Source organism: Bradyrhizobium sp. BRP23 (assembly GCF_020194135.1).
Lineage (GTDB): Bacteria > Pseudomonadota > Alphaproteobacteria > Rhizobiales > Xanthobacteraceae > Bradyrhizobium > Bradyrhizobium yuanmingense.
The window spans coordinates 132,907-157,738 of the sequence record NZ_JADYVW010000001.1; the positions used below are offsets into that span (position 1 = coordinate 132,907).

Consider the following 24,832-nt stretch of genomic DNA (forward strand, 5'->3'; position numbering starts at 1 on the left):
TAAATTATCGCACTGAACGGGGTTCGGGGATAGCGTCGGCGGGAGGTGGCTGATGTCTCAAACGGGTCAAAATGCGAAGAACTCAGGTTGAGCAAATCTGGTCCGCTCTGCCGCGATAAGCAGACCTCTGTGAGACGCAGCGCAACTTCGCAGATGGGCCAGAAGCGGACATCAAATATTGGGCAATCCGGGGAGTCTGTCGGCATCCTCCTAGAGGTGTTTAAGCGCGCTTCGCTCGCCAGCATTGAAGTGCGCGGGAAAGGGTCCATGCGGCTGGTTTCTCGCCGGCCATGCCCGGTCGGGCTCCGCTTAGAGAGACAAGATGCGCATTCTGCAGTCGACTGGCCGCTCGGCGGCGACCTACTGCAACGCTCACATCGATTCCACGTAGCGGCTCCATGCCAACGATACGGGATACTAGCCTGCATGGTGGAATCAGAATGATCCACCCGTCCTGAAGTCTCCGCCGCCAAAGGATCCTCCGGTCCCGAAACCATCCGGCGGCGGGATCGGCAGCCCTCCGCCAAAGCCCGAGTCCCATGGGCTGGGCCCATGGTGGAAGCCATCACGTAGAACCTGCCCCAGTATCGCGCCTCCAACAGCGCCGGTCAAAATACCTCCAAGGACGTTTCCGAGTGATGCCTCGTTGCCGAAAGTGCCGTAAGGCGTGTCGTAGCCTTGATGCCGGAGTTGCGCCCATTCGGTTTCGACCGTCGCACGGCGGTGAGCAAGCTCCTTGAGCCTCTTATGGGTCTCTACTGCCTGTCGTAGCGCCAGGTTCATTGCTGCGTCCGTAGACTGAATCCGCCTGACAATCTCCTCGTCCTTGGACGTCGGCGTGCGAGTGGCCTCCTCGTAGAGTTCGTGCAGATCTTCGCGCTGGTCGGCGACTGCCAGCAGCTCGACCGCATCACGGTAGGGAGCGTCCCCCTCGAGGATCGATGCGTCATAGGCGCGGTCTTGAGCAGCCAGGGCCGCGCGCGCCTGTTCAAGCTGGCGCTCGCGGTGTGTTACCGTGTTCCGCGCCTTGGCGACTTCAGCTTCAGCAGCCTCGGAGCCAGCGTCCACGAGCGCCTTGCGCTCCAGGGCCTTCAGGTTGAATCGTTCCTCTTGCAGCTTCTCGATAATCTTCCTGGAGTGGTCGCGTAGGCGCTCGGGGATTTCGTTAAGAAGAGAGTAGTTGACCCGCGCCTTGTCATACCGGACTACGCTGGCCACCAGGCGATCCATGTAGCGGGTGAACGGGTTTGCCCGGTAGGCGGCGGTTCCGAACTTCCGGCTCCACAAGTACATGAACAGCGGATCGGCTTCGTAAGGACGGCGCTTTTCCTCCCGGTCGGCTTGCGCCTGTATGGCCTTCTTCTCGGCTTGCTGGGCTTGTCCGGTGATCTCGTCAACTCGCGCCCGCACAGAAATCCATTCGCGGTTGAGGCTGATCTTGGCTTCGACGCTCTTACGAATCGTTTCCGCGTTGGCCAAGGCCCGCTGCAGTTCATCCAAGGCAGCCTGCCGCTCGGCCTCCGCTTGCCGCACCCGTTGCTCGGCTTCGTGCCGTCGCTCGGTCAATCGCTGCAAGGCTTGCTGACGGCTCTCGAGCAGGCTGATGGCCTGACGCTCCGCTACATCCAACTCGCCGACGACTTGGTTCTGCCTGATTGCGTCAAGCTTTAGACGTGCGAGTTCGCGGAACGCTTCCGTGCGCTGGAGGCGGAGGCGACCCACCTCCTCAGTCGCCTTCGCATAGGCCCGCTCGACTTGCGCCTCCTGCTGGCGAGCCTTCTGGATGAACTGTTCGATCTCGGCAAGCGCCTGCCTTCCGGATATCATGGTCTTACCATTGCGTGATCGCCCCGCCGAGTACCGGCAACTTGTATTCCACGTCTAGCTGGCCGCGCCGCTTCTCGCCGAGATTATTCTGCTGCACGATTCCGTCGTCGTTCTTGTCTCGCTGCACCTGCATGGCCGTTGCCTCGCTCACACGCACGCCCCACTTTGAGACCTCGACGGTGCGGCCGTCCTCTTCGCTCGTCACCGGTAGCTTTAGAACGCGCCCGTCAGGCGTGACCGGTTCAACGATCAAATAATAGTTGCGGCTGGCCGGATTGCGTTGCGGTATGCGCCACACGCCGGTCGCATCGCCGGGTCGCGAGACGATACGTAGGACGTATTCCCGGCGCAGCTCCGCGCGCAGCGTGTCGAGATCGTCGACGGCCTTCCGTGCGCCATCGGCGTCGCCGCGGGCAATGGCGGCTGTTCCATCCGCAAGAAGGGCGTCGGCCTTCTCCCGCGCTGCTGGCACCTTCGCTTCCCGCAGGAGATCCTCGTGCTTCTGCTCCAGGGCTGCCGGCAGCCTCTCGGCCAGGTCGACCCTGGTACGCTCCGCTTGAGCCTGTTCCTGCGCTGCCCGTCGATTTGCTGGCTCGACTACGCCGAAGTGGTAAGCGCCCCAGCCGAACGCCAGCAGCGCAAGCAAAGACATTACACGCCGACCGATGCGACCACGATTGACCCAGGCAAGCGCGATCGTGCGGACGAAGCTGGCAGGAGGCGGGTTATAGACGAAGCGCTGCTCCTTGAGAGCCTGCACCCCCTCCACCAGTATACTGTCAGGCACTTCGATGCCCTGCCCATGGTAGATCTCGCGCAATCGCTTCAGGAGCTGGGCGTCCCGCTGCTCTTCGCCCAGCTCTCGACTGACGAGATTCTCCTGGTGGCGCAGCGTGTCGACGACGTCCATCGCGAGCATCACGTCATTGAGGCTCGACGGAGCCTTCAAGGGCTCCTGCTCCATCGATGCAGCTTGATCAGCCATTGGCCGGCAGTGCCTGTCCTTCCGCTACGAGACGCGCGATGCGGCGCTTGCCTTCCTCGACCGCGTCACGAATTTCGGCCGAGTTCCGTGTCGCAAGTTGTCGCATTTCCCCGATGATCTCCTGGGAGCGCTCCTGAAACGTGATCACGGAATCCACGAGCTTCTTGACCGCATCCGCGCGGATCGTCGGGCCATACCCCGCCCTGACGGCAGCTTCTCCGACCTGATCGCCAATTTCAGCCAGCACTTCGAGGCTGCGGGACACACCCTCTTTCATTTCATTCAGGGTCTGTGTCGACTCATTTAGGCCGAACATGCCCGTGAATGAGGCTTTCAGAGCCGTGAAGACGGAATCGTTGGTCGAGAAAAAGGTCACGGCTTGCGCGTAAACGCGCTCCTTGGCGTTTGTCATCTGCATGAGCCGCGCCATGACGACCTCAGACGTGTTGTAGCCAATCGTTAGGTTGTCCGAGAGGTCCTTGGCGATCTGATAGCGTTTCTCCTCGTCCTGGGTGCGCCGGAGTTGCTCGTCACGGGCGAGTTCGAGCCGTGCGCGTTCAGATACCTCCTGTCCCGTGAAATTGGCCACGGCACTAGACGCCTTCTGCAACTGCGCCTGGGCGCCGGCGAGGCTTTCCTCCGCTATCTTGAGCACCTCCAGCGCCATCACCTCAGCATGCTTGAGCGCGCCGCGGAAGTCACGGTAGGCGTCCAGAATGACCTGCTCACGCTGGATCTGGTCCTTCGTTGAGCGTGTGACGTCAAGATAAACTTGCCTGATCTCATCAAAGCGATCGGCAACATCACCGCGAGACAGCTTCATCCAAACGTTGTTGATGCGTTCGAAAAGATCAATCTTCTGGTCTTCCAGCTGGTCGACCATTTTCTTGGTGTCATCGCGAATGGAGTTGAAGGATTCGGTGATCTGACGGTAACGTTCGCCGATCTCCATCGCCTGAACTTGCTCGCGGACGACCTCGTTGAAGACGCTGGTCTGACCGAGAGTGCGAGCGATGATGACGATTCGATCTTCATCGAGAGCGGTGATTTTCTCCAGCAACCCGGCAATTGGAGCCTCCATGGCCTGGGGCGGGGCAATACCTATTGCCTGCAAAGCTCGGGTCGCTCTGTCAAGATACTGCATGGGCGACGTTGCTACGACGTCAGACATTGGCGCCTCCCTTGGAGTTCTTTGATAGGTTCATGAACGCGCTCCAGGAATCGACGCTTACAGCATCGGGAAGCGCCTCCATGGAGAATTGCATCCCAATTGCGTACCGGTCGTCTTGGTTCCTATTGCCCGTCTGGAGGCTGTGGCGCTGTCATCGCGACGATGCGTCCGCTCCGCTCGCACGGGGGCTCTCGAAGCGGAAATCAAGTTCGGGTGCGGTTTAATGCTGACAGCCGACTTGACGATCGACGCCTCGTTGTTCCACTGAGGGCCAGCAGGGGAAGTCGAAGGAGAGCTGAAATATGGAAGAGGCCGCCTGAGATGGCGGGCTTACCTCATTGTGCCAACGGCCTCTTCGTTGTTCGCAAGCGCTTCGTAAGCCTCGGCCAGCTCCAAATAGCCATCCGGGGACGCTTGACCTTCCTGATCCCAGCAACGACCGGGCTGGTGCGCTATTTTGAACCGTGCACCAGGGCCTCCTCGGCTTTTGCCAACTCGTCGTATGAGCGCGCCAATTCAAGAAAACTTTGCTTGGTGTGTTCTTCCGCAATGGTTTCGGCCACCCGACGAAACTCGTTGGCTCGCTCTCGAAGGCGCTTTGCGTGTGCGGCGTTGCCCATCCCGTCGTCATCTCCGGGTGAATACGTAAAGCACGTCGGTGTCTGGTCAGAAGCTGAGCCGACCGGAGGGCATTTAGATCGGTTGAGCCCGGCACTCTTCGGCCTGATCCCCGAGTCGCATAGCGTGCGCAGCGTGGCGAGGATCAACCTCTGCTCCGGCCTGGTCACTCGATGTCCCAGAAGAGGCGTTTCGTCTGTCGAAAAAAGACCGTTGCGGAGCACCTTCCGGCGCGAGTGCGCTGCGGACCATATGACGGGGACTATCCAGCGCGACAAGTTCCCCGGTGAGAGCATCCAGCACCCGCATGGCTGCTAGTGCGGGTTGTCCTTGGCAGATCAGTTCAGCGACTAATTCGATCTGTTGCGCTATTTTTTCTTCCAGCAGTTTCACCTTTTGGTCGTGCTGATTCATCGCACCACTCCACCGCAGGCGTTGCTCCCTATAAAATTTCACCACTGGCTGTATTTATCGAAGTTGCGCTGGGTCAATTCGGAGAACGAATTGTGGGTCACCATCGCTTACGCATTGCGTGTTCGATGCGGCACTTGTCTGCTTAGGGTCAAAAGCGGCGGTCGGGCAAGTTCAAGCCCCGCGTCCGCTCTGGCTCCCTCAGCCGAAATCGCAAATGCCTCAGCCCGGTTCGGCCAAGAGCCACAACCCGACTCTCTCCCATCATAGTAGAGGCTGCTGAAATGGAGAGAGCATGAGCGTGCCCGAAATCAGTCGACGAGCCATCGAAATCGGTCAACGTGACGGTAAGATTACCTTCGATGAGTTGAATGAGCTGTGTGACAGCCGAGTATTGGACCCGAAAGACATCGACCGCATTCTAAGCGCCCTTAGCGAAGCAGGAATTTGGATTGAAGGAGAGTAGGTCTGCAATACGCCCGCCCCAGGGCAGGTCGGTGCGTCCGCTGTATCGGTGGGAACTGACAGCGGATTTGTCAGCGCATGCCATCGCCACCAACCGGCACATGCACAGTGCACTCTAAAGCGCCGGCAAGCCAGGCGGCGGCTTGCGCTTGGCGGAGGCCTGCTCATACGCGTAGGCCAGACGCAGCAGCTTGTGTTCGCTCCAGGCGCGGCCTGCCAAGGTAACGCCGAACGGATAATCGGGCGTGTCCTTGCCGTCGACGCCGGCGACGAAGCCGCACGGCACGAGGACACTGGGATAGCCCGCCCTGGCGGCGATCGCGGCGCCTTCGCTGCCCGGGAACAGCACGGCGTCGAGCTTGTGCTGGTTCATGTAGGCATCCATGCCGCGAGTCCTGGCGCTGAGCAGGTCCATGGCGAGTGCCGCCTTGTACTCGCGTTCGCTCAGGTCGCCCCGGGTGAGGTCGGCTGCGAGGAAGTTGTCCTGGCCGAAGCGGAGCGCCTTGCCCGCATTCGCCTCGTTGAAGGCCACGATGTCGGTCATGGTCTTGAAGGTGGTGTTGGTCGCCCAATCCCTCAGGTAGAGGTTGAGGTCTCGTTTCAACTCGTAGATGAAGACGATCCGCTGCGCGACCGCATTGCCCCTGTTGGCGCTCAGCGGATTGCGGTTGAGCACGGCCATGATCGTACCCGGTCCGCTCATCCAGCCGGCTGTCGGCATGCTAGCGCGCACGATCACGGCGCCGAGATCCTCCAGCACCTTGATCGCTTCCGCCACCACCTTCGCTCCTTTGGGGGGCAGCTTGCGGAAGAAGGGATCGTTCAGCGGATCGGCGGGATCGCTGGGCACGCCGATACGCGCCCCCTTCATCGCATCGCGCGTCAGGCCGGCGGTGAAATCGGCCGGCCGCCGCTGCTTTTGCGTCGCCGGATCGAGCGGGTCCTTGGCCGCGAGCACGTTGAGCAGCAGCGCCGCGTCGCGCACGGTCCGCGTCATCGGCCCCGCGGTGTCCTGACTATGTGAGATCGGCACAATGCCGGCACGGCTGATGAGCCCGACCGTCGGCTTCACGGTGACGAGGCCATTCTGGCTAGCGGGAAAGAGCAGCGAGCCCGAAGTCTCCGTGCCGATCGAAGCCGCACACAAGCCTGCCGCCACCGCGACCGCCGAACCCGCGCTCGAGCCGCCCGGGGACACGACGGGCATGCCGTGATCGTCGGCCAGCGCCGGCGCATAGGGATTTTTGACCTGACCGCCCAGCGACGAATAGCCGGAGGGCATGTCGACCGCGAGCATGTTGGAAAACTCGGTCAGGTTCGCCTTGCCGAGGATCACCGCGCCGGCTTCGCGCAGCAGCTTGAGGAGCGTCGCATCGTCCCGGGCGCGCGCGCCTTCCAGCGCCAGCGAGCCCGCCGTGGTCGGCTGAGCGTCGCCGGTCGCGATGTTGTCCTTCACAAGGATCGGGATGCCGGCCAGCGGCCGCTTGGCCGACGGCTTGACGCCGTCGAGCCTGCCCGCGATCGTGAGCGCGTTGGGATTGAGCGCGCGGACCGCGTTGAGCTTGGGCCCGTCGCGGTCGTAGGCTTCAATGCGCGCGAGATAGGCTTCGACCAGCGCCGTGGCAGTGACACGCCCATCGGCCAAAGCATGAGCGATATCGCTCATCGACGCATGATCGAGCCTTGCATGATCAAGCTTTGGGGAGATCGGCGCCTCGGCGCTGACGGCCGCCGCGGCAATGCCGGCATTGCGGCGGGATGATTTCTGCACGGCTGCCTCGACCGACGGCGCGCGTCTCCACCACGAGACACGAGCATGCCATCATGCCAGTGTTTTGCCCGACGGGTCAACTTTCGGGCGCATCGCGCCGATCACACAGGCGCAACGTGCAAGCCATTGAAATGACTGACCCCGGCTACTGTGCATGGGGTTGTTTTTCAGGTTTTGTTTGGAGCTGCCCTCTCCAACGCGTGGAGAGGGCACAGCAATGGACGCCGCCTATTCCCAATACCAGGCGGAGAAGTCGTTCTCGAATTGCGGGACTTCCTTCCAGACGCCCTTCAGCTTCTTGTTGATGACGGTGGGCCATTGTGGCTGGAACAGGTAAGCCGAGACTGCATCGGTCGCCAGCATGCGCTGGGCATCGCCAAGCAGCTTGGCGCGGCCGGCTTCGTCCGGCGTCGAGACGATCTGCTTGTAGAGCGCGTTGAACTTCTCGTTGTTGTAACCGAGGTAGTAGTCCGGCTCCGTGATCTTGACGAGGTCGAACGGCTCGACATGGCTGACGATGGTGAGATCGAAATTTTGCGGGCCATTGCCGGCGAACACCTGCGACAGCCATTGCGCCCATTCGACGTTCTCGATCTTGGCGATGATGCCGACCTTGGCGAGCTGGGCGGCGACGATCTCGCCGCCTTGCCGCGCATAGGGTGGCGGCGGCAGCTTCAATGACAGTTCGAGCGGCGTGGTGACGCCGGCTTCAGTCAGCAGCTTCTTGGCCTTCTCGGGATCGTACGGGTTGATGCCGGTGGTGTCGACATAGCCGAGCGATCCCGGCGTGTAGAAGCTGCCGATCGGCGTGCCGTAACCCTCGACCGCGCCGTCGATCAAGGCCTTGCGGTCGATCGCGGCGAGGATGGCGCGGCGAACGCGGACGTCGTCGAGCGGCTTCTTGCGGTGGTTGATGGCCACGATGGTCTTGGCCCTGGAGCCGCCGATCAGCACCGTGAAGCGCGGATCAGACTTGAACTGAGCAACCACGCGGGTCGCGATGCGCGGGAATGCGTCGACGTCGTTCGAGAGCAACGCCGCGGCCTGCGCCGCCGGATCGGAGATGAAGCGGATCGTCACCTTCGACAGCTTGATCGCAGAGGCGTTGCGGTAGTCGGCCCATTTGTTCAGCGTGATCGAAGAGCCCTTGGCCCAGGCGCCAAGCTGGTATGGTCCGGTGCCGACCGGCTGCGTGACATTGGTGCCAGCGCTCTTCGGCTCGACGATCGAGCCGCCCGCCTGGCCGAGCAGGAACGGCAGGTTCGGCTCGGAATATTTCACCGTGATCACGACGGTGTCGGCGTCGGGCGTCTCGACCTTCTCGAAGGCCTGGTACAGGCTCTTGTCCTTGTTGGTGCTGGTGGGCGCCGCGTTGCGCTCGAACGAGAACTTCACCGCCGCGGAATCGAACGCTTCGCCATTGTGGAATTTGACGCCCTTGCGCAGTTTGAACGTATAGGTCTTCAGATCGGGCGACGCGGTCCAGCTCTCGGCGAGCAGCGGTGAGGTGGAGCCGTCCTCGTTGATCTTGGTCAGCGTCTCATAGATATTGTAGAGCGTGACCTCGGCGATCGCGGCCGCGGCGGCGTTGGTGGGGTCGAGCCCCGGCGGCTCAAGCGTCATCCCCATGACGACGCTGTCCTTCTTGCTCTGCGCCAGCACCGGCAAAGGCGTCGCGACGAGCGCAGCGGCAAATGCGACGATCGATAGTTTCCTGAACATGCGCAAACTCCCCTGCCAATCCTGTTTCCAGCTTAACGCCAATCCTGCCCCGGACACTAACCTTCCATGGCCGCCTGCGGCAACGCCATCACGGCCTCGGCCTTGTGGCAGGCGGCAAGGTGCCCCTCGCCCACCTTGCGTAACGCAGGCGGAACCTCGCGGCAATGCTGGTCGGTAAGCGGGCAGCGCGATGCATAGGGGCATCCGGTCGTCACCGCCGAGTGCGAGGCGATCGCCTGGGCCCCGCGCCGGCGGCGGCCACCCCCGGCGCGAGCCCGCGGCACCGCCTCCAGCAGCGCCCGCGTATAGGGATGGGCGCAGCGCTCGAACAAATCCTCTGGCCGCCCCTGCTCGACGATGCGGCCGAGATACATCACCGCGACCTCGTCGCAGAGATAGTCGACCACGGCGAGGTCATGGCTGATCAGGATGTAGCTCAGCCCGAACTGCTCCTGGAGGTCCTGCATCAGGTTCAGCACCTGGGCCTGCACGGAGACGTCGAGCGCCGAGACCGGCTCGTCGGCAACGATCAGCTTCGGCTGGGTGATCAGCGCACGCGCAATCGCGATGCGCTGGCGCTGGCCGCCGGAGAATTCGTGCGGATATTTTTCCATGTCCGCATCGCGCAAGCCGACCTGGCGCAGCACCGCGGCGACGCGGTCGCGGAACGTGGTGCGGTCGGCACCTTCCAGCACGGTCAGCGGCTCGGCGACGATCCGCGCGATGGTCTGCCGCGGATCGAGCGATCCATAGGGATCCTGGAACACCATCTGGAAATCGCGCCGGGCGCGGCGCAGCTCGTCGGCCGGCAAGCGGTTGAGATCGCGCCCGAGCAGCGCGACCTGTCCTGCCGTCGGCCGCTCCAGCGCCATCACGACGCGCGCGAAGGTGGACTTGCCGGAGCCGGACTCGCCGACGATGCCGAGGCTCTTGCCGGCCCGGACCTGCACACTGACGCCGTTGAGCGCGCGCACCTGCCCCGGCGGACGGAACAGGCTCTCGCGCGGCAGCGTGTAGCGCTGTTCGAGATCCCTGACGTCGAGAAGCGGCGCGGTGCTCATGCGGTCAGCGCTCCGACGCGTTCGGCCATCGACACGTCCGTTCTTATGCAGCGCGCAAAATGGCCGGGCCCGACGTCCACCATCGGCGGCAGCGCGACGCGGCATTGGTCGATCACCAGCGGGCAGCGATCGGAGAAGGTGCAGCCGGACGGCAGATCGGCGAGCTCCGGCACCGTGCCGGAGATCGTCCTCAGCCGCGTCCCCTTACGCGCGCCGAGCTTGGGCCGGGCACGGAACAGGCCCTGCGTGTAGGGATGGCCCATGCGACGGAACACCTCGTCGGTCGGGCCGCTCTCGACGACGGTGCCGCCATACATCACCATCATGCGCTGGACGTTCTCTGCAATGACGCCGAGATCGTGCGAGATCAGGATCATGGACATGCCGCGCTCCTCGACGAGATCGGCGATGAGGTCGAGGATCTGGCCCTGGATGGTGACGTCGAGCGCGGTGGTCGGCTCGTCCGCGATCAACAGGTCCGGCTCGCACGCGAGCGCCATCGCGATGGTGACGCGCTGGCGCTGGCCGCCGGAGAACTGATGCGGATAGGCATCGACACGACGCGCGGGGTCGGGCAGCCCGACGCGGTCGAGCAAGGCGATTGCTTCCCGACGAGCCTGCGCCGCCGAATAATTCTTGTGACGGCGCAGCGGCTCGGCGACCTGGTTGCCGATCGTATGCATCGGATTGAGCGCTGTCATCGGCTCCTGGAAGATCATGCTGATTCGGTTGCCGCGCAGGCGGCAATAGTCGGAATCCGGAAGTCCGACGAGTTCGTCGCCGTCCAGCTTGACGCTGCCGGTCACGACGGCACTGTCCGGCAGCAACCCCATCAACGACAACGCCGTGACCGACTTGCCGCAGCCGGACTCGCCGACGAGCCCGAGCGTCTCGCCGCGCGTCAGCGCAAAGCTAACACCGCGCACGGCCTGCGCTGGCCCGCGGCTGGTGTTGAGGCGAACGCCGAGATTGTCGACCACGATTAGCGGCATGTTGGAGCACTCGGCCATCGTCATCGCTCCCGCGCCAGCCGGGGATCGAGCAGGTCGCGCAATCCGTCACCGAGCAGGTTGAGGCCGAGCACCGAGATTGCGATCGCAACGCCCGGATAGACCGCGAGCATCGGCGACTGGAACAGCAACGTCTGCGCATCGTTCAGCATCCGTCCCCAGGATGGCTGCGGCGGCTGCGTGCCGAGGCCGAGATAGGACAGCGCGGCCTCGGCGAGAATGGCGAGCGCGAACTGGATGGTGACCTGCACGATCAGGATCGACAGGATGTTCGGCAGCACATGCTCGATGGTGATGCGGAAGCGCCCCTTGCCCGCCGCCCGTGCCGCCAGCACGAATTCACGCGCCCAGATCGCATTGGCCGAGCCGCGCGTCAGCCGGGTCAAGGTCGGGATCTGGAAGATGCCGATCGCGACGATCGAGGTCACCATGCCCGGCCCCACGACGGCGGCGAGCATGATCGCGGACAGCACGGCCGGAAAGGCGAAGGTGAAATCGGAAAAGCGCATGATGATCTCCTCCGTCCAGCCGCGCCGGGCCGAGGCGATCAGACCCAGAGTGACGCCGAAGGTGAGACCGATGCTGACGGCGATGACACCGACCATGATGGTGGATCGGGCGCCCGCAAGCAGCAGCGAGACGATGTCGCGGCCGAAGGAATCGGTGCCGAGCCAATGCGCCGCCGAGGGCGGGCGGAGCTTTGCGGCGATGTCGATTTCGTAAGGCGACCACGGCGTCCATACCAGCGACAACAGTGCCGAAGCCAGCACCAGAAGGCTCAGCGTGCCACCGAGGACGAAGCTGCGGTGGCGCAGCGCGCGGCGCCAGAACGTGCGCGCCGGCAGCGGACGCGTTGCGACGGGCGCGTCGATGGTGATGGGCGCGCTCACAGGTCGTGCACCTTGATGCGGGGATCGATGAAGGCATAGAGCACATCGACCACGAAATTGACGATCACCACCATCGCGGCGAGCAACATCACGCAATTGCGCACCACGATCAGGTCGCGGTTGGCGATCGACTGGAAGATCAGGCGGCCGAGGCCCGGCAGGTAGAACACGTTCTCGATCACGATGGTGCCGGCGAGCAGATTGGCGAATTGCAGGCCCATCACGGTCATCACGGGGATCATGGCATTCCGCAGCACGTGGCTCCACAGCACCTCGCGCTTGCCGAGGCCCTTTGCGCGGGCGGTGCGGACGAAATCCTCGCGCAGCACTTCGAGCACGGCCGAACGCGTGACGCGCGCGAGGATCGCGGCCTGCACCACCGCGAGCGAGATCGCGGGCAACAGCAGCGACCTGATCCCCGGCCAGATGCCGTCCTCCCAGCCGGCAAAGCCACCGGCCGAAAGCCATTGCAGCCGCACCGAGAACAGCAGCACCAGGAGAATCGCGAACCAGAAATTCGGCAGCGCGATGCCCACTTGGGTCAACGACATCACGCCGACATCGCCGAGCTTGTTGTGGTTGGCGGCGGTGTAGATACCGGCCGAGAGCGCCAGCGTCACCGTGATCGTCATGGCCATGATCGCGAGCGGAATGGTCAGCACCAGCCGCTCGGCGATCAGGCTGCCGACCGGGGTGCCGTAGACGTAGGAATTGCCGAGATCGCCGACGAGGAGGCCCTTGATCCACTGCAAATAGCGAACCGCCAGCGGCTGGTCGAGCCCGAGCTTGACGGTGAGCGCGCGCACCGCGTCGGGCGAAGCATCGGCGCCCATTAGCATCTGCGCTGCGTTGCCGGGCAGCGCGTCCAGCACCAGGAAGATGATCAGCGATGCGCCGACCAGCGTCGCCAGCAGAGTCAACAGACGTCGGAGGACAAAGACGCTCATGCGCGCTCGGCTTCAGGGCTCACCCAGGCCACGATCAACATGTCCGGACGCCTTAAGCAAGCTCTTTGCTGCATCTCCATCTCCTCAAGACGGCCAGCGGGACAGAAGGTCGCTTGACGCCTCGAACAGAGCGCTCACGCGCAGCAATTCCGCATCGGCCCGGAAACGGCCGACCAGTTGGAGCCCGATCGGCAGCCCGTCGCGGGCAAAGCCCGAGGGAAGGCTGATCGCGGGGTGACCGGTCATGTTGAACGGCATTGTCCAGGGGAACCAATGCGGCCGGACGCTGTCGTAATGCCTGCCGTCGATCTCGATATTGCCGAACAGGTCCTGCTTGATCGGCAGCGCGGTGCGCGTCAGCGTCGGCATCGCCAGCAGGTGACCGCGCGCAAGCAGCGATTGCACGCGGCGGAACAACGCGGTGCGCGCGAACATCGCCTCCTGATAGTCGATGCCGCTGACTTCGCTGGCGAGCGCGAGCTGCTTGAGGAAGGCCTCGCTCAGTTCGTCCCGATGCTCGGCCGCAAGCTTGGCAAAGCGCGTGCGCCAGACGGTGTGGTTGATGGCGCGCCAGATCGGCTCGATGTCGAACCCCTCACCGGAGAATTCCTCGAGCTCGGCCCCTAACCCGGCCAGCCGGTCGAGGCTCACCTTGAAATTGGCGGCGACTTCGGCCGATACCGGACGGCCCGGCGGCGTCAGGCAGTACAGGATCCTCAGCCCGCGCAAATCACCATGCGGGGCGGCGGTGCCGATGAAGTCGGGCACGGGCACGCCGATCGACCAGGGATCGATAGGATCTTCGCCCGCCATCGCCTGCATCATCAGCGCAGTATCGGCGACGGTCCGGGTGGTCGGCGTGACATAGGTTTGGTTGCCGAACACGTCGAGCGCCTGGCTGTGCGGGATCACGCCGTTGCTCTGCTTCAGGCCCACCACGCCGTTGCAGGCGGCCGGAATTCGTGTCGAGCCGCCGCCGTCGGTCGCAATAGCGAGCGGCGCGATGCCGCTCGCCACAGCGACCGCCGCGCCGCCGCTGGAGCCGCCGGAGGAACGGCAGGCGTCCCACGCATTGCGGGTCCGACCGAACAAAGGTGAATCGGTGAGGCACTTGCTGCCGAACTCCGGCGTCGTGGTCTTGCCGATCAGGATCGCGCCTTCGCTGCGCAACCGCGCGACGGCGACGGCATCCTCGGCCGGCACATTATCCTTGTAGGGAACGGCGCCGAAGGTGGTCTTGACCCCCTTGGTATTGACGATGTCCTTGACGGTTACGGGGATGCCGTGCAGCAGGCCGAGCGGTTCGCCCGCCATCACCTTGCGCTCGGCTTCGCGCGCCGCTGCGATCGCCTCGTCGCCGCACAACGTGACGAAACAGTTCAATTCGGGCTGGAGGGCCTCGGCGCGGGCAAGCACAGCGCGGGTGAGCTCGACTGGCGAAATCCGCTTTGCCGCGACGAGACCGCGCAGCTCGGTCGCGGACAACAGACAGGGATCGCCGTTCATCGTCACATCACGCTCCGAAGCGGGCCGCCATTGGCCCGAAGACATTGACAGCGAGAATGACAGTTTTGTTAACTCGCCGTCCAATACGATTTTTATCGCCAACCCATACGCTCTCGGTATGCCAATGGATCTTCGCCGGCTCCGCTATTTTGTCGCCGTTGCCGAGGCGCGCAGCATCGGCAAGGCGGCCGAGCAGCTCCGGATGGCGCAGCCGCCCCTCTCGGTCCAGATCCGCAAGCTCGAGGCCGAGATCGGCGCGCCGCTGTTCCGCCGCGGCACCCGTGGCATGGATCTGACCGAGGCCGGCCAGGCATTGCTGGCGCGCGCCAGCGAAGCGCTGGCGTTGGCAGCCGACGGCGCCGAAGCCGCACGCGCGGTTGCTTCGGGACGGCGCGGCCGGCTGTCAGTCGGTTACATGTTCGTGCTGGCGAATGCGATGTTGCCGCGACTCATCCCCGAACTGCGCCGCGCAGTTCCCGGCGTCGATCTCAGCTTCGTTGAGCTGAGCGCCTCGACGCGCGAGGCCCGCGTGCTCGACCGCAGCGTCACAGTCGCGCTGTGTATGCCCGCAATCAATCATCCCGAGATACAGGTGGCAAAGATCGGTGCACAGCCTTTCATGCTGGCCATGCCGATCCGCTCGCCACTCGCCCGCTTGAGCTCGGTGCCGATGGCCCGGCTGCAGGGCCGCCCGCTGATCGCACTCCCGCATCCGGACCATGGGCCCTCCTCCTCCGCGGTCGTCCCTTTATTGCGTCGGCACCAGGTGGTGATGCCGATCGCCAGCCGCGTCGAGACGGTGCATTCGGCGATGAGCCTGGTCCTGGCCGGCGAAGGTCTCGCCATCCTGCCGGCCTGCGCACAGCTCGGCGCGCCACGCGGAGTCGTGTTCAGACCCCTGCGTGACGTCGCCGATTCCCTCGACATCGCAGTCTGTTGGCGGCGGGACTCCCACAGTCCGTTGATCGGAACCTTCCTCAAATGTGCCGAGAAGGCCGTCGCGCGGATGTGACGTGGACTACCAGTCCCAATTGATCTCGTGGCTCCAAGGCGGATCGGCGCCCGGACGGGTGCAGGTCAGGCCGGCACAATTGGCGGCGAAGGACAGCGCACGGCGGAGCTCGTCCGCGCCGATGTCCTTCAATCTCGGCCGGGCGATGCGACCCTGCTTGTAAAGTGCGAACAGCAGCGCCGCCTGAAAGCTGTCGCCGGCGCCAATAGTGTCGGCCACCTCGACCTTTGGTGCTTGCACTTCGATCTGCCCTGCTTGCGCATGCCAGGCTATGGCACCGTTATTGCCGCGGGTGATGACGACGAGGCTCGTCCCCTGCCCCAGCAATGTGCTCGCGCGCTGCTGATACGGCTCCTCGCCGAAGAGATAGGCGAAATCGACGTCCGACATCTTGATGAGATCGGCGCTTCCGGCGAACTCGGCCATTCGGCCGAGATAGGTTGGCCTGTCCTTGACGAGGTTCGGTCGGCAGTTCGGATCGAAGGAGATCGTGGACGACGCCCGCGCGTCTGCGATCAGCGCCTTGGTCTCGGCCGCACCCTGGTCGTTGACCAGCGTGGTCGAGCCGACATGGACGGCCTCGACAGTATCGAACGGAATGGACCCATGCCGGTAAGTCCAGTTCCGCGTCGCGGTCTCGGCATCGTAGAAGGCGTAGTGCGACTCGCCCTCGACAATGCGGACAAAGGCGAGCGTGGTCTGGTGGTCGCTGCGGGTGGCGAGATCGAGTGCAACCTTCGATGCGGAGGCATGATCGGCGATCATGCGCCCGAACAGGTCGGTCGAGATGCCGCCGACGAAACCAGTCGGCGCGCCCAGCCGCGCCATGCCGATCGCGACGTTGAGGCAGGAGCCGCCGACCGCGGGCATCACCGCTTCGCGCCCTTCGACGTTTCGCGTCGGCACGAAATCGATCAGCGCGTCGCCGCAGGCAATCAGCATGTCCTTCAACCTCTCGCGACGCTGCGCATCGCGGCACGGCTGCCGCGATCGAGCTCGCGCAGCAGCTTGTAGACCTCGCGCTTGCGGGCGTGAAACGCGGCCATATCAGGCGCGGCCGGCTCGCTCTTGCGCCCCAGCGCCGACATCTTGGCCATGGTCTCACCGATCGAGGCATAGGCGCCACCGGCGACCGCCCCTAACATCGCGGCGCCCAGCAGCACCGGCTCCTTCGTCTGCGGCAACGCGACCGTGAGACCGGTGGTATCCGCCATGATCTGCCGCACCAAAGGACTGCGGCTGGCACCGCCACCCATGACCATGATGCTGGAGCGGACCCCATGCGCGGCAAAAGCCTCGATGACCTCCGCAAGCCCGTAGGCAAGACCGCAGAGGCCGGCGACGAACAGCCGTTCCATCGCGGCGATGTCGGTGTCGAGATCAAGGCCCGCGATCACCGCGCGCGTGTCGGGATCGGCATAGGGCGAGCGGTTGCCAATGAATTCCGGCAGCACGTGGACGTCGCGCGCCAGCAGCGCGGCACGGCTGGCACCGCCGGAGCGCGCGATGATGCGGCGCTCGAGGAAATCGATGAGATCGAGGCCTTCGCTGCGTGCCGCCGCGCTCGCCTCGCCATGGCCGGGATGCGACTTGAGGAGATGATCGATCGCAGCGCCCGCGGCGGACTGCCCGCCTTCATTGAGCCAGAACTCCGGCACCATGCCGGAATAATAGGGACCCCACACGCCCGGCACGAAGCACGGCTCCTTCGTCGTCGCCATGATGCAGGCCGACGTTCCCATGATGTAGGCGAGACGATCGCCGACATCGCTCGGGCCGGCTGCCCCGTCACGGCCGCCAATCGCACCGATACCGCCGGCATGGGCGTCGATCAGGGAGGCGCCGACCGGGGTGCCGGGAGGAAGGCCGAGCTCGACTGCTGCTGCCGGCGTGAGCCCGACGCCGAGGCGCGTACCGGGCGCAACGATTTCGGTGCCGATGCGCGCATATTTTTCGGCGACGAAGTCGGACAGGCCGATGCGCTTGAAGAACGGCGCGCTCCAGCCGCCGCCGTCATGGGCGAGATAGTTCCACTTGCAGGTGACGGTGCAGGTCGAGCGCTGCAGCGCGCCGGTCGCCCGCCAGGTCAGATAATCGGCCAGATCGAAGAAATGACCGGCGGCATCGAAACTCGCACGCAGATGCCGCTTCAGCCAGAGCAGCTTCGGCATCTCCATCTCCGGCGAGATCGAGCCGCCGACATAGCGCAGCACGGCGTCCTCGGTCTCGTTGATCAGCCGCGCTTCGGCCGTGGCGCGATGGTCCATCCAGACGATGACGTTGCGCTGCGCCTCGCCGGAGGTGCTGACGGTGAGCGGCTCGCCTTGCGGATCGAGCACCACGAGGGAACAGGTGGCGTCGAAACCGATGCCGCCGATGCTGCCCGGCGCAATCGCTGCTTCCGCCATCGCCGCGCGCACCGATTTGGCGCAGGCCTGCCAGATGTCCTCCGACGACTGCTCGACGATGTCGCCGGCCTCGTGCCAGATCCTGATCGGATGCCGGGCCGTCGCGAGCAGCGTGCCGGCCTCGTCAAACACCCCTGCCCGCGTGCTCGTGGTCCCCACGTCGACGCCGATATACGCTCGCGGCATGGTCTCTCCCGGTCCGTCCGTTTTGACGGTGAGCCTACCAGCAAGTGTAGCCGCCATCCACCAGCACGATGCTGCCAGTCATCAGGCTCGCGGCCTCGGACGAGAGGAACAGCACGACGGAGGCGATCTCCTCGACCTGCCCCATGCGCGCCATCGGAGTTCCACCGATCCAGGCGTCATACATTTTCGGATTGCTCTTCACGAAGGCGTTGAGCGGCGTCTCGATATAGGTCGGCGCCACCGCGTTGACGCGGATGCCGCGCGCGCCCCATTCGGCGGCCAGCGACTTGGTCAGATGGTGCACGGCGGCCTTGGAGGCGTTATAGAAGCACTGCTCCTGCGGCTTGTTGACGATGAAGCCGCTCATCGAGCCGACATTGACGATGGCGCCGCTTCCGGCCTTCAACATGTGCTTGCCGAACTCGCGGCAGCACCAGAAGGTGCCGTTGAGATTGACGTCGATGACGTTGAGCCAGTGCTCGTCGGTAACGGTCTCGGCCGGCGTCTCGCTCCGCGCGATGCCGGCATTGTTGACGAGGATGTCGACCTTGCCATGGCGGGCGACGAGATCATTTGCCACCTCCGCCACGCGTGTGGTGTTGGTGACGTCCATGATTGCGGTCTCGATGTCGTAGCCCTTCGCCCTCAGGCTGGCTTTGGCGCCGTCGGCGACCTTGCCGTCGCGGTCGCCGATGATGACCTTCGCGCCGGCCTCGGCCAGCGCCTCCGCGCAGGCGAGGCCGATGCCCTGGCCGCCGCCGGTGATGAACGCGGTCTTGCCGCTCAGCCTGAATTTTTCCAGATACATGGTCGTCTTTCCATCTTCTTGCCGTTTCTTGTCAGCCCCGAAGAGCGTTGCCGCTCTCGTCGAAGCGGTGAATGCGCGCAGGGTCGGGCATCAGCGACACCCGGTCGCCGCCATGCAGGCTCAATTCGCCGATGTAGCGCGCCGTCAGCATGCCGAGCGCGCCGGCGTCGACGTAGAGGAAGGTGTCACTGCCGAGATGCTCGGCCACCGCAATGGTTCCCTGCCAGCCGCCACCGCCGTCGCGCTCGATCTTCAGATGCTCCGGCCGAACGCCGATCGTCGCCGCCCCCTTCTGCAAAGCAGGCTCTCCGGTGACGAAATTCATCTTGGGCGAGCCGATGAAGCCGGCGACGAAGAGATTGGCGGGTCGCTCGTAAAGCTCCAGCGGCGAGCCATATTGCTCGATCTTGCCGCCGTTGAGCACGACGATCTTGTCGGCCATGGTCATGGCCTCGACCTGGTCGTGGGTGACGTAGATCGCGGTGGTGCCGAGCTGCTTCTGAAGTCGCGTCACCTCGATGCGCATCTGCACGCGCAGCGCGGCGTCGAGGTTGGAGAGCGGCTCGTCGAACAGGAATGCCTTGGGCTCGCGAACGATGGCGCGGCCGATCGCGACGCGCTGGCGCTGGCCGCCGGAGAGCTCGCGCGGCTTGCGGTCGAGGTAGGGCGTGAGATTCAGCGTCGCGGCGGCCGCCTCGACCTTGCGGTTGATCTCGTCCTTCGGCAAGCCCGCCATCTTGAGGCCGAAGCCGATATTGCCGCGCACGCTCATATGCGGATAGAGCGCGTAGGACTGGAACACCATCGACAGCCCGCGCTTGGCGGGCGGCGTATCGACGACGTTCTTGCCGTCGATCAGGATCTTGCCGCCGCTGACGTCCTCGAGCCCCGCGATCAGCCGCAGCAGCGTGGTCTTGCCGCAGCCGGAGGGACCGACGAACACCACGAAGGAGCCATCGGCGATCTCGAGGTCGGCGCCCTTGATGATGTGCACGGGGCCGAAGGATTTCTGCACGCCCTGAAGTGTGATCTGACCCATGATCCGGCAGCCCCCTATTTCACCGCGCCAAAGGTGAGCCCGCGCACGAGCTGCTTCTGGCTGAACCAACCCAGGACGAGAATCGGCGCGATCGCCAGCGTGGACGCCGCCGACAGTTTTGCCCAGAACAGCCCTTCGGGGCTCGAATAGGAGGCGATGAACGTGGTGAGCGGCGCAGCGCTCGAGGTGGACAGGTTCAGCGTCCAGAACGCCTCGTTCCAGGCCAGGATCAGATTGAGCAACAGCGTGGACGCCAGTCCCGGGATCGCCATCGGCGTCAGCACATAGACCAGCTCGCGGCCGATCGTGGCGCCGTCCATGCGCGCGGCCTCTAAGATGTCGCGCGGGATCTCCTTGAAATATGTGAAGAGCATCCAGATGACGATCGGCAGATTCCCGAGGCAGAGGATGAAGACGAGGCCGATGCGGGAATCGAGCAGCCCGAGGCTCTTGTAGATCAGGTAGATCGGCACCAACACGCCGACCGGCGGCATCATCTTGGTCGAGAGCATCCAGAGCAGGATGTCCTTGGTGCGCTTGGTTGGCGAGAACGCCATCGACCAGGCCGCCGGAATGGCGATCAGCAGCGCAATGAGCGTCGAGCCGCCGGCGATGATAATCGAGTTCATCGCGTGGTGCAGATAATCGCTGCGTTCCTGCACGGTCGCGTAGTTTTCGGTGGTCCAGTGGAAGAACAGGAAGGATGGCGGGATCGCGAAGGCCTCGAGCTCGGTCTTGAAGCTCGCCAGCCCCATCCACAGGATCGGAAAGAAGATCAGGAAGCCGAACAGCCAGGCCGCCGCCGTCGATATCATCACCCGCCGCGTCGTCGGCATCCGTGCCATGTCAGGCCTCCAGGTTGCGGCCGACGATGCGGACCAGGAAGAAGGCGACGATGTTGGCGATGACCACCGCGACGAGCCCGCCCGCCGAGGCGCTGCCGACGTCGAACTGGATCAGCGCCTGCGAATAGATCAGGAAGGCGATGTTGGTGGTTTGCAGGCCCGGCCCGCCGCCGGTGGTGACGAAGATCTCGGCGAACACCGTAAGCAGGAAGATGGTCTCGATCAGGATCACCACCGTGATGGGACGCGCCAGGTGCGGCAGCGTGATGTAGATGAAGGTCGAAACGGCGCTGGCGCCGTCCATCTCGGCGGCTTCCTTCTGCTCTTCGTCGAGCGATTGCAGCGCGGTGAGCAGGATCAGAGTCGCGAACGGCAGCCATTGCCAGGTCACGATCAAAATCACCGCAAACAGCGGCACGTCGTTGAACCAATCGATCGGCGTCAGGCCGAACAGCGAGGCGAGCCAGGCGAACAATCCCGACACCGGATGCATCAACAGGTTCTTCCAGACCAGCGCGCTCACCGTCGGCATCACGAAGAACGGGGCGATCACCATCAGGCGAACGAAATTGCGCCCGATCACCGGCTGGTCCATCAGCAGCGCCAGGGGAATGCCGAGCAGGATGGTCAACGCCAGCACCGAGCCGACCAGCACGAGCGTGTTCTGGAGCGAGGCAAGGAAGGCAGGATCGGTGAGGAAATAGCGGAAATTTTCCAGGCCAACGAACGATTCCGAGCCGGGATCGAGCAGGCTGTAATGCAGCGTCGAAAAATAGATCGTCAGCCCCAGCGGGACGATCATCCAGATGAACAGCAGCCCGACCGCCGGCGTCAGAAGCGAGCGCGCAAGGAACTGCGTCTGCCGGGTTGCCATTCTTGGCGCTCCGCTCGGAGGATGAAGGGCGGCCATCCCGCAAGGATGGATGGCCGCAAGTTTGAGCTCAGGGAGAGCCCGGGTTTACTTGATGTAGCCGGCGCGCTTCATTTCGCGTTCGGTAGCGGACTGCGCAGCCGTGAGTGCTGCATCGACCGTCATCGATCCCGCAAGCGCCGCCGAGAACTGCTGGCCCACCTGGGTGCCGATGCCCTGGAATTCAGGGATGGCGGCGTATTGCACGCCGACGTAGGGAACGGGCTTCACCGTCGGCTTGTTGGGATCGGCGGCGTCGATCGAGGCCAGCGTCAGTTTCGCGAACGGCGCGACCTTCAGGTACTCATCGTTCTGGTAGAGCGAGGTGCGCGTGCCCGGCGGCACGTTGGCCCAGCCCTCCTTCGACGCCACCAGCTTGGTGTAGTCCTTGCTAGTTGCCCAAGCGATGAACTTCTCGGCGGCTTCCGTCTTCTTGGAGCCGGCAGGGATTGCGAGATTCCAGGCCCACAGCCAGTTGGCGTTCTTGCCGAGCCCAGTGTTGGGCGCGAGCGCGAAGCCGACCTTGTCGGCGACCTTGGACTCCTTGGGGTTGGTGACGAAGGACGCCGCGACCGTGGCGTCGATCCACATCGCGCATTTGCCGGCGTTGAACAGCGCCAGATTCTCGTTGAAGCCGTTGGAGCTGGCGCCGGGAGGCCCGGCTTCCTTCATCAGGTTGACGTAGGTCGTGAGTGTCGTCTTCCATTCCGGCGTGTTGAACTGCGGCTGCCACTTTTCGTCGAACCAGCGCGCGCCATAGGAATTGGCCATCGCCGAGAGGAACGCCATGTTCTCGCCCCAGCCTGCCTTGCCGCGCAGACAGATGCCATAGGTGCCGGCGCTCTTGTCGGTGAGCTTCTTGGCCGCGTCGATCACGAAATCCCAGCTCGGCTTTTCCGGCATTTTCAGGCCGGCCTTCTCGAACAGATCAGTGCGGTACATCACCATCGAGCTCTCGCCGTAGAACGGGGCGGCGTAGAGCTTGCCGTCGGCGGAGACCGCGTCCTTGATCTTGGGCAGGAGGTCGGCGACGTCGTAATCGGCGCCGAGGTTGGCGAGCGGTACCAGCCAGCCCTTCTTGGCCCAGATCGGCACCTCGTACGTGCCGATGGTGAGGACGTCGAACTGGCCACCCTTGGTGGCGATATCGGTGGTGACGCGCTGGCGCAGCACGTTCTCCTCCAGCGTCACCCATTTCACGGTGATGTCAGGGTTCTTCTTGGTGAACTCACCCGTCAGCCCCTGCATGCGGATCATGTCGCCATTGTTGACGGTGGCGATCGTCAGGGTCGTTTCGGCCGTCGCCGGGACGGCCAGCAGCAGGCAAGACGCGCCGCAGACGGCGCCCAGGACATGTTTCACGGTGACCTCCCCTCAATTCGCGTTTTGGGCATATGCCCACGCGTTGGGCGTATGTTCAGCGCAAGGGCGGCACGTTGTCAAGCAGGCGCGTGGGCATTCCAGCAACTTGTGAGTGCTGCGGTGCGGGAAGGATGGGGAGGTTTTGCTTCACCCACGGCTGCCGTCCTCCGCGAACGCGAAGCATCCAGTGTGGTAGGCACGCGAAGCGTGAGCGCTTTACCGCTCCAGAATCGCCCTTGCCGTCGCTTCGTCGGTGATCAGGCCGTTGATCAGGCCCCCGCTCAAGGCCGCAGAGATCGCCGCCACCTTGGCCGCGCCCACCGCCGCACCGATCGTGGTGGTCTTCGCCGGCACTTCCGGCGGAATGCTGGTGAGGCGCTTGTTGGTGCCGGCCTTGAGCAGGCGGCCCTTGGCGTCATAGGCCCAGCCGGTGATCTCGCCGATGGCGCCCAGCCGCATCATCTCGAACAATTCGTCGCGGGTGACGAAGCCGTCGATGTGCACCTGCGCCTTCTGGTCCATCTGGCCGATGCCGACAAGGCGCAAATCCGCTTTGGCTGCGACCGCTTTCACCTTCGCAATCGGCTCGATGCGCACCATCCTGTTGCGCTCGTCCTCCGACGACATCAGGAACGGCAGCGGCATCGGATAGTGTCGCGCGCCGGTGCGATCGGCGAGCCGGCCAACGGTGTCGTAGAAGCTCGCCGAGCCGTCGGCGGAGATGTTGCCGACCAGCGAGACGATCTGGTGATTGGGCCGCTCGATCGGCGTGACGCGCTCGACGGCGGCACGCACCGCCCGGCCCGTGCCGAGCGCGACGATCACGGGCGTCTCCGAACGCAGCGTGGAATCGAGCAAATTGGCGCAGCGCTCGGCGATTCCAGCCACCGCCTGCGGCGCGGCCGGATCGGCCGGCACCACCTCGCAATGAACGAGGTCGAACCGTTGCTTCAAGCGCGCCGCCAGCTCCATGCAGGCTGCGATGGGGTGCTCGAGCCGGAAGGTGATGAGCCGCTCGGCGAGGCACAACGAGACCAGCCGCTGCGCCGAGGCCCGCGACACCTGAAGCATCTTTGCGATCTCGTCCTGTGTGTGACCGGCAATGAAATAGAGCCAGCCGGCGCGCGCGGCGTCGTCGAGTCTCGACTTGTCGTTCTCGGCGGCCATGCGCGCTCACACCTCCCAGAGATCGCTCATATGTGTAAAGACCCGATCGGCCCCGGCGGCCGATAATATAGCCCGGCCATCGCGGCTGCGATAATGGCCGCCGCCGACAAATCCCCAGACGGTCATGCCGGCCGCCTTACCCGCCTGCACGCCGCTGACGCTATCCTCGATCACCAGCGTGCGCGATGGCGGCGTGCGCATGCTCTCGGCCGCATGAAGAAAGAGATCAGGCGCCGGCTTGCCGTGCCTGACCATCTGCGCGGTGTAGATCCGATCGCCGAAATATGCCCGAAGACTGGTGACGTCGAGCGAGAGCGAGACGCGGTCGAGATCGCTCGACGAGGCCACGCAGAACGGCACGGTCAGTCCGGAGATCGCCGCCTCCACCCCGGGAATCGGCGCGAGCGAGGCGGCAAAATTCTCCAGCACACGCGACTTCAGTCGGGGCGGGAAGGCGTCCGTCAGCGAGTGCCCGAGATCGCGATAATGCTGCTCGACGGCCTTGGTGCTGCGTCCGAGAAACAGCTCGAGCGCCTGCTCCTCGCTGAGCACGAGACCGAATTCCGCCAGGACCTCGGACAGGCAGCGGCAGCTCAAGAGCTCGCTGTCGACGAGCACGCCGTCGCAGTCGAAGATGATCAGATCGGGATTTGGCCGGCTCTGGTCCATCCGGACATTCGATCATATACCCAAGCCGTGAGCAATAGCCCA

Annotated in this window: 23 protein-coding genes; 2 read left to right on the top strand and 21 right to left on the bottom strand. The window is 64.2% G+C overall.

All coding sequences use genetic code 11. The features are described 5' to 3' along the window. Positions 1-435 precede the first annotated feature (435 nt). The 5 genes from I6F24_RS00630 to I6F24_RS00650 form a co-directional block, all read right to left on the bottom strand. Positions 436-1,827, bottom strand: a complete 1,392-nt coding sequence (locus I6F24_RS00630; protein WP_225149803.1) for a hypothetical protein — start codon at positions 1,825-1,827, stop codon at positions 436-438. A 4-nt stretch (positions 1,828-1,831) separates the two neighbouring features. Next, positions 1,832-2,812: a DUF6384 family protein gene (locus I6F24_RS00635; RefSeq protein WP_225149804.1), complete on the bottom strand. Its 981-nt coding sequence runs from the start codon at positions 2,810-2,812 to the stop codon at positions 1,832-1,834. Further along, complete coding sequence (locus I6F24_RS00640) at positions 2,805-3,983, bottom strand: cell surface protein (protein WP_225149805.1); 1,179 nt, start codon at positions 3,981-3,983, stop codon at positions 2,805-2,807. Before I6F24_RS00640 ends, I6F24_RS00635 begins: the two co-directional genes overlap by 8 nt. 452 nt (positions 3,984-4,435) lie before the next feature. Beyond that, positions 4,436-4,603: a hypothetical protein gene (locus I6F24_RS00645; protein ID WP_225149806.1), complete on the bottom strand. Its 168-nt coding sequence runs from the start codon at positions 4,601-4,603 to the stop codon at positions 4,436-4,438. A gap of 73 nt (positions 4,604-4,676) precedes the next feature. Continuing rightward, the gene (locus I6F24_RS00650; protein ID WP_225149807.1) at positions 4,677-5,015 is read right to left on the bottom strand and encodes a hypothetical protein; all 339 of its coding nucleotides are present in this window, start codon (positions 5,013-5,015) and stop codon (positions 4,677-4,679) included. Between the two features lie 292 nt (positions 5,016-5,307). Between I6F24_RS00650 and I6F24_RS00655 the strand changes: the two genes are divergently transcribed. Then, on the top strand, positions 5,308-5,478 hold the full coding sequence (locus I6F24_RS00655) for an RNA polymerase sigma factor region1.1 domain-containing protein (protein ID WP_081494519.1): 171 nt from the start codon (positions 5,308-5,310) through the stop codon (positions 5,476-5,478). A gap of 114 nt (positions 5,479-5,592) precedes the next feature. Here the strand turns inward: I6F24_RS00655 and I6F24_RS00660 are convergent, their stop codons facing one another. The 7 genes from I6F24_RS00660 to I6F24_RS00690 all read right to left on the bottom strand — a co-directional run bounded on the left by I6F24_RS00660 (position 5,593) and on the right by I6F24_RS00690 (position 14,384). After that, a complete protein-coding gene (locus tag I6F24_RS00660) occupies positions 5,593-7,248 on the bottom strand; it encodes an amidase family protein (protein ID WP_225149808.1) in 1,656 nt (551 codons plus the stop codon). Between the two features lie 228 nt (positions 7,249-7,476). Then, entirely contained in the window at positions 7,477-8,970 is a 1,494-nt protein-coding gene (locus I6F24_RS00665; protein WP_225149809.1) for an ABC transporter substrate-binding protein, read from the bottom strand. Positions 8,971-9,026: 56 nt separating this feature from the next. Beyond that, entirely contained in the window at positions 9,027-10,031 is a 1,005-nt protein-coding gene (locus I6F24_RS00670; RefSeq protein ID WP_225149810.1) for an oligopeptide/dipeptide ABC transporter ATP-binding protein, read from the bottom strand. Then, positions 10,028-11,041: an ABC transporter ATP-binding protein gene (locus tag I6F24_RS00675; RefSeq protein WP_225111801.1), complete on the bottom strand. Its 1,014-nt coding sequence runs from the start codon at positions 11,039-11,041 to the stop codon at positions 10,028-10,030. The genes I6F24_RS00670 and I6F24_RS00675 overlap by 4 nt, the downstream gene beginning before the upstream one ends. A 2-nt stretch (positions 11,042-11,043) precedes the next feature. Continuing rightward, positions 11,044-11,931 carry an ABC transporter permease gene (locus tag I6F24_RS00680; RefSeq protein WP_036005488.1) on the bottom strand — a complete coding sequence of 296 codons (888 nt, stop codon included), beginning with the start codon at positions 11,929-11,931 and terminating at the stop codon, positions 11,044-11,046. After that, positions 11,928-12,878 (bottom strand): ABC transporter permease, encoded by a 951-nt coding sequence (locus I6F24_RS00685; RefSeq protein ID WP_036005490.1) that lies wholly within the window; start codon positions 12,876-12,878, stop codon positions 11,928-11,930. The genes I6F24_RS00680 and I6F24_RS00685 overlap by 4 nt, the downstream gene beginning before the upstream one ends. A gap of 84 nt (positions 12,879-12,962) precedes the next feature. After that, on the bottom strand, positions 12,963-14,384 hold the full coding sequence (locus I6F24_RS00690) for an amidase family protein (RefSeq protein ID WP_036023425.1): 1,422 nt from the start codon (positions 14,382-14,384) through the stop codon (positions 12,963-12,965). A gap of 124 nt (positions 14,385-14,508) precedes the next feature. On the opposite strand from I6F24_RS00690, the gene I6F24_RS00695 reads away from it, so the two are divergent. Next, positions 14,509-15,396: a LysR substrate-binding domain-containing protein gene (locus tag I6F24_RS00695; protein ID WP_036023423.1), complete on the top strand. Its 888-nt coding sequence runs from the start codon at positions 14,509-14,511 to the stop codon at positions 15,394-15,396. A gap of 6 nt (positions 15,397-15,402) precedes the next feature. Here I6F24_RS00695 and I6F24_RS00700 read toward each other — a convergent pair whose 3' ends face one another. The 9 genes from I6F24_RS00700 to I6F24_RS00740 form a co-directional block, all read right to left on the bottom strand. Further along, positions 15,403-16,338, bottom strand: a complete 936-nt coding sequence (locus I6F24_RS00700; protein ID WP_036023438.1) for a carbohydrate kinase — start codon at positions 16,336-16,338, stop codon at positions 15,403-15,405. A 5-nt stretch (positions 16,339-16,343) separates the two neighbouring features. Then, entirely contained in the window at positions 16,344-17,990 is a 1,647-nt protein-coding gene (locus I6F24_RS00705; RefSeq protein ID WP_036023421.1) for an FGGY-family carbohydrate kinase, read from the bottom strand. Positions 17,991-18,024: 34 nt separating this feature from the next. Next, the gene (locus I6F24_RS00710) at positions 18,025-18,798 is read right to left on the bottom strand and encodes an SDR family oxidoreductase (protein WP_036023419.1); all 774 of its coding nucleotides are present in this window, start codon (positions 18,796-18,798) and stop codon (positions 18,025-18,027) included. Positions 18,799-18,829: 31 nt separating this feature from the next. After that, on the bottom strand, positions 18,830-19,837 hold the full coding sequence (locus tag I6F24_RS00715; protein ID WP_036023416.1) for an ABC transporter ATP-binding protein: 1,008 nt from the start codon (positions 19,835-19,837) through the stop codon (positions 18,830-18,832). Positions 19,838-19,851: 14 nt separating this feature from the next. Beyond that, positions 19,852-20,682 carry a carbohydrate ABC transporter permease gene (locus tag I6F24_RS00720; protein WP_225149811.1) on the bottom strand — a complete coding sequence of 277 codons (831 nt, stop codon included), beginning with the start codon at positions 20,680-20,682 and terminating at the stop codon, positions 19,852-19,854. Between the two features lies 1 nt (position 20,683). Then, entirely contained in the window at positions 20,684-21,556 is an 873-nt protein-coding gene (locus I6F24_RS00725) for a sugar ABC transporter permease (RefSeq protein WP_036023413.1), read from the bottom strand. An 84-nt stretch (positions 21,557-21,640) separates the two neighbouring features. Continuing rightward, complete coding sequence (locus tag I6F24_RS00730; protein WP_036023411.1) at positions 21,641-22,954, bottom strand: sugar ABC transporter substrate-binding protein; 1,314 nt, start codon at positions 22,952-22,954, stop codon at positions 21,641-21,643. Positions 22,955-23,170: 216 nt separating this feature from the next. Next, a complete protein-coding gene (locus I6F24_RS00735; protein ID WP_036023408.1) occupies positions 23,171-24,121 on the bottom strand; it encodes a sugar-binding domain-containing protein in 951 nt (316 codons plus the stop codon). Between the two features lie 6 nt (positions 24,122-24,127). Continuing rightward, positions 24,128-24,790, bottom strand: coding sequence for an HAD family hydrolase (locus I6F24_RS00740; RefSeq protein WP_036023407.1), 663 nt, complete (start codon positions 24,788-24,790; stop codon positions 24,128-24,130). Positions 24,791-24,832: the final 42 nt, after the last annotated feature.

Excerpts from the sequence above, each read along its gene's own strand:
- I6F24_RS00650 (WP_225149807.1), bottom strand. The coding sequence starts at position 5,015 with ATGAATCAGCACGACCAAAAGGTGAAACTGCTGGAAGAAAAAATAGCG.
- I6F24_RS00695 (WP_036023423.1), top strand. The coding sequence starts at position 14,509 with ATGGATCTTCGCCGGCTCCGCTATTTTGTCGCCGTTGCCGAGGCGCGC.
- I6F24_RS00675 (WP_225111801.1), bottom strand. The coding sequence starts at position 11,041 with ATGGCCGAGTGCTCCAACATGCCGCTAATCGTGGTCGACAATCTCGGC.
- I6F24_RS00740 (WP_036023407.1), bottom strand. The coding sequence starts at position 24,790 with ATGGACCAGAGCCGGCCAAATCCCGATCTGATCATCTTCGACTGCGAC.
- I6F24_RS00655 (WP_081494519.1), top strand. The coding sequence starts at position 5,308 with ATGAGCGTGCCCGAAATCAGTCGACGAGCCATCGAAATCGGTCAACGT.
- I6F24_RS00725 (WP_036023413.1), bottom strand. The coding sequence starts at position 21,556 with ATGGCAACCCGGCAGACGCAGTTCCTTGCGCGCTCGCTTCTGACGCCG.
- I6F24_RS00645 (WP_225149806.1), bottom strand. The coding sequence starts at position 4,603 with ATGGGCAACGCCGCACACGCAAAGCGCCTTCGAGAGCGAGCCAACGAG.
- I6F24_RS00635 (WP_225149804.1), bottom strand. The coding sequence starts at position 2,812 with ATGGCTGATCAAGCTGCATCGATGGAGCAGGAGCCCTTGAAGGCTCCG.
- I6F24_RS00715 (WP_036023416.1), bottom strand. The coding sequence starts at position 19,837 with ATGGGTCAGATCACACTTCAGGGCGTGCAGAAATCCTTCGGCCCCGTG.
- I6F24_RS00640 (WP_225149805.1), bottom strand. The coding sequence starts at position 3,983 with ATGTCTGACGTCGTAGCAACGTCGCCCATGCAGTATCTTGACAGAGCG.
- I6F24_RS00685 (WP_036005490.1), bottom strand. The coding sequence starts at position 12,878 with ATGAGCGTCTTTGTCCTCCGACGTCTGTTGACTCTGCTGGCGACGCTG.
- I6F24_RS00735 (WP_036023408.1), bottom strand. The coding sequence starts at position 24,121 with ATGGCCGCCGAGAACGACAAGTCGAGACTCGACGACGCCGCGCGCGCC.
- I6F24_RS00630 (WP_225149803.1), bottom strand. The coding sequence starts at position 1,827 with ATGATATCCGGAAGGCAGGCGCTTGCCGAGATCGAACAGTTCATCCAG.
- I6F24_RS00665 (WP_225149809.1), bottom strand. The coding sequence starts at position 8,970 with ATGTTCAGGAAACTATCGATCGTCGCATTTGCCGCTGCGCTCGTCGCG.
- I6F24_RS00720 (WP_225149811.1), bottom strand. The coding sequence starts at position 20,682 with ATGGCACGGATGCCGACGACGCGGCGGGTGATGATATCGACGGCGGCG.
- I6F24_RS00710 (WP_036023419.1), bottom strand. The coding sequence starts at position 18,798 with ATGTATCTGGAAAAATTCAGGCTGAGCGGCAAGACCGCGTTCATCACC.
- I6F24_RS00690 (WP_036023425.1), bottom strand. The coding sequence starts at position 14,384 with ATGAACGGCGATCCCTGTCTGTTGTCCGCGACCGAGCTGCGCGGTCTC.
- I6F24_RS00670 (WP_225149810.1), bottom strand. The coding sequence starts at position 10,031 with ATGAGCACCGCGCCGCTTCTCGACGTCAGGGATCTCGAACAGCGCTAC.
- I6F24_RS00700 (WP_036023438.1), bottom strand. The coding sequence starts at position 16,338 with ATGCTGATTGCCTGCGGCGACGCGCTGATCGATTTCGTGCCGACGCGA.
- I6F24_RS00705 (WP_036023421.1), bottom strand. The coding sequence starts at position 17,990 with ATGCCGCGAGCGTATATCGGCGTCGACGTGGGGACCACGAGCACGCGG.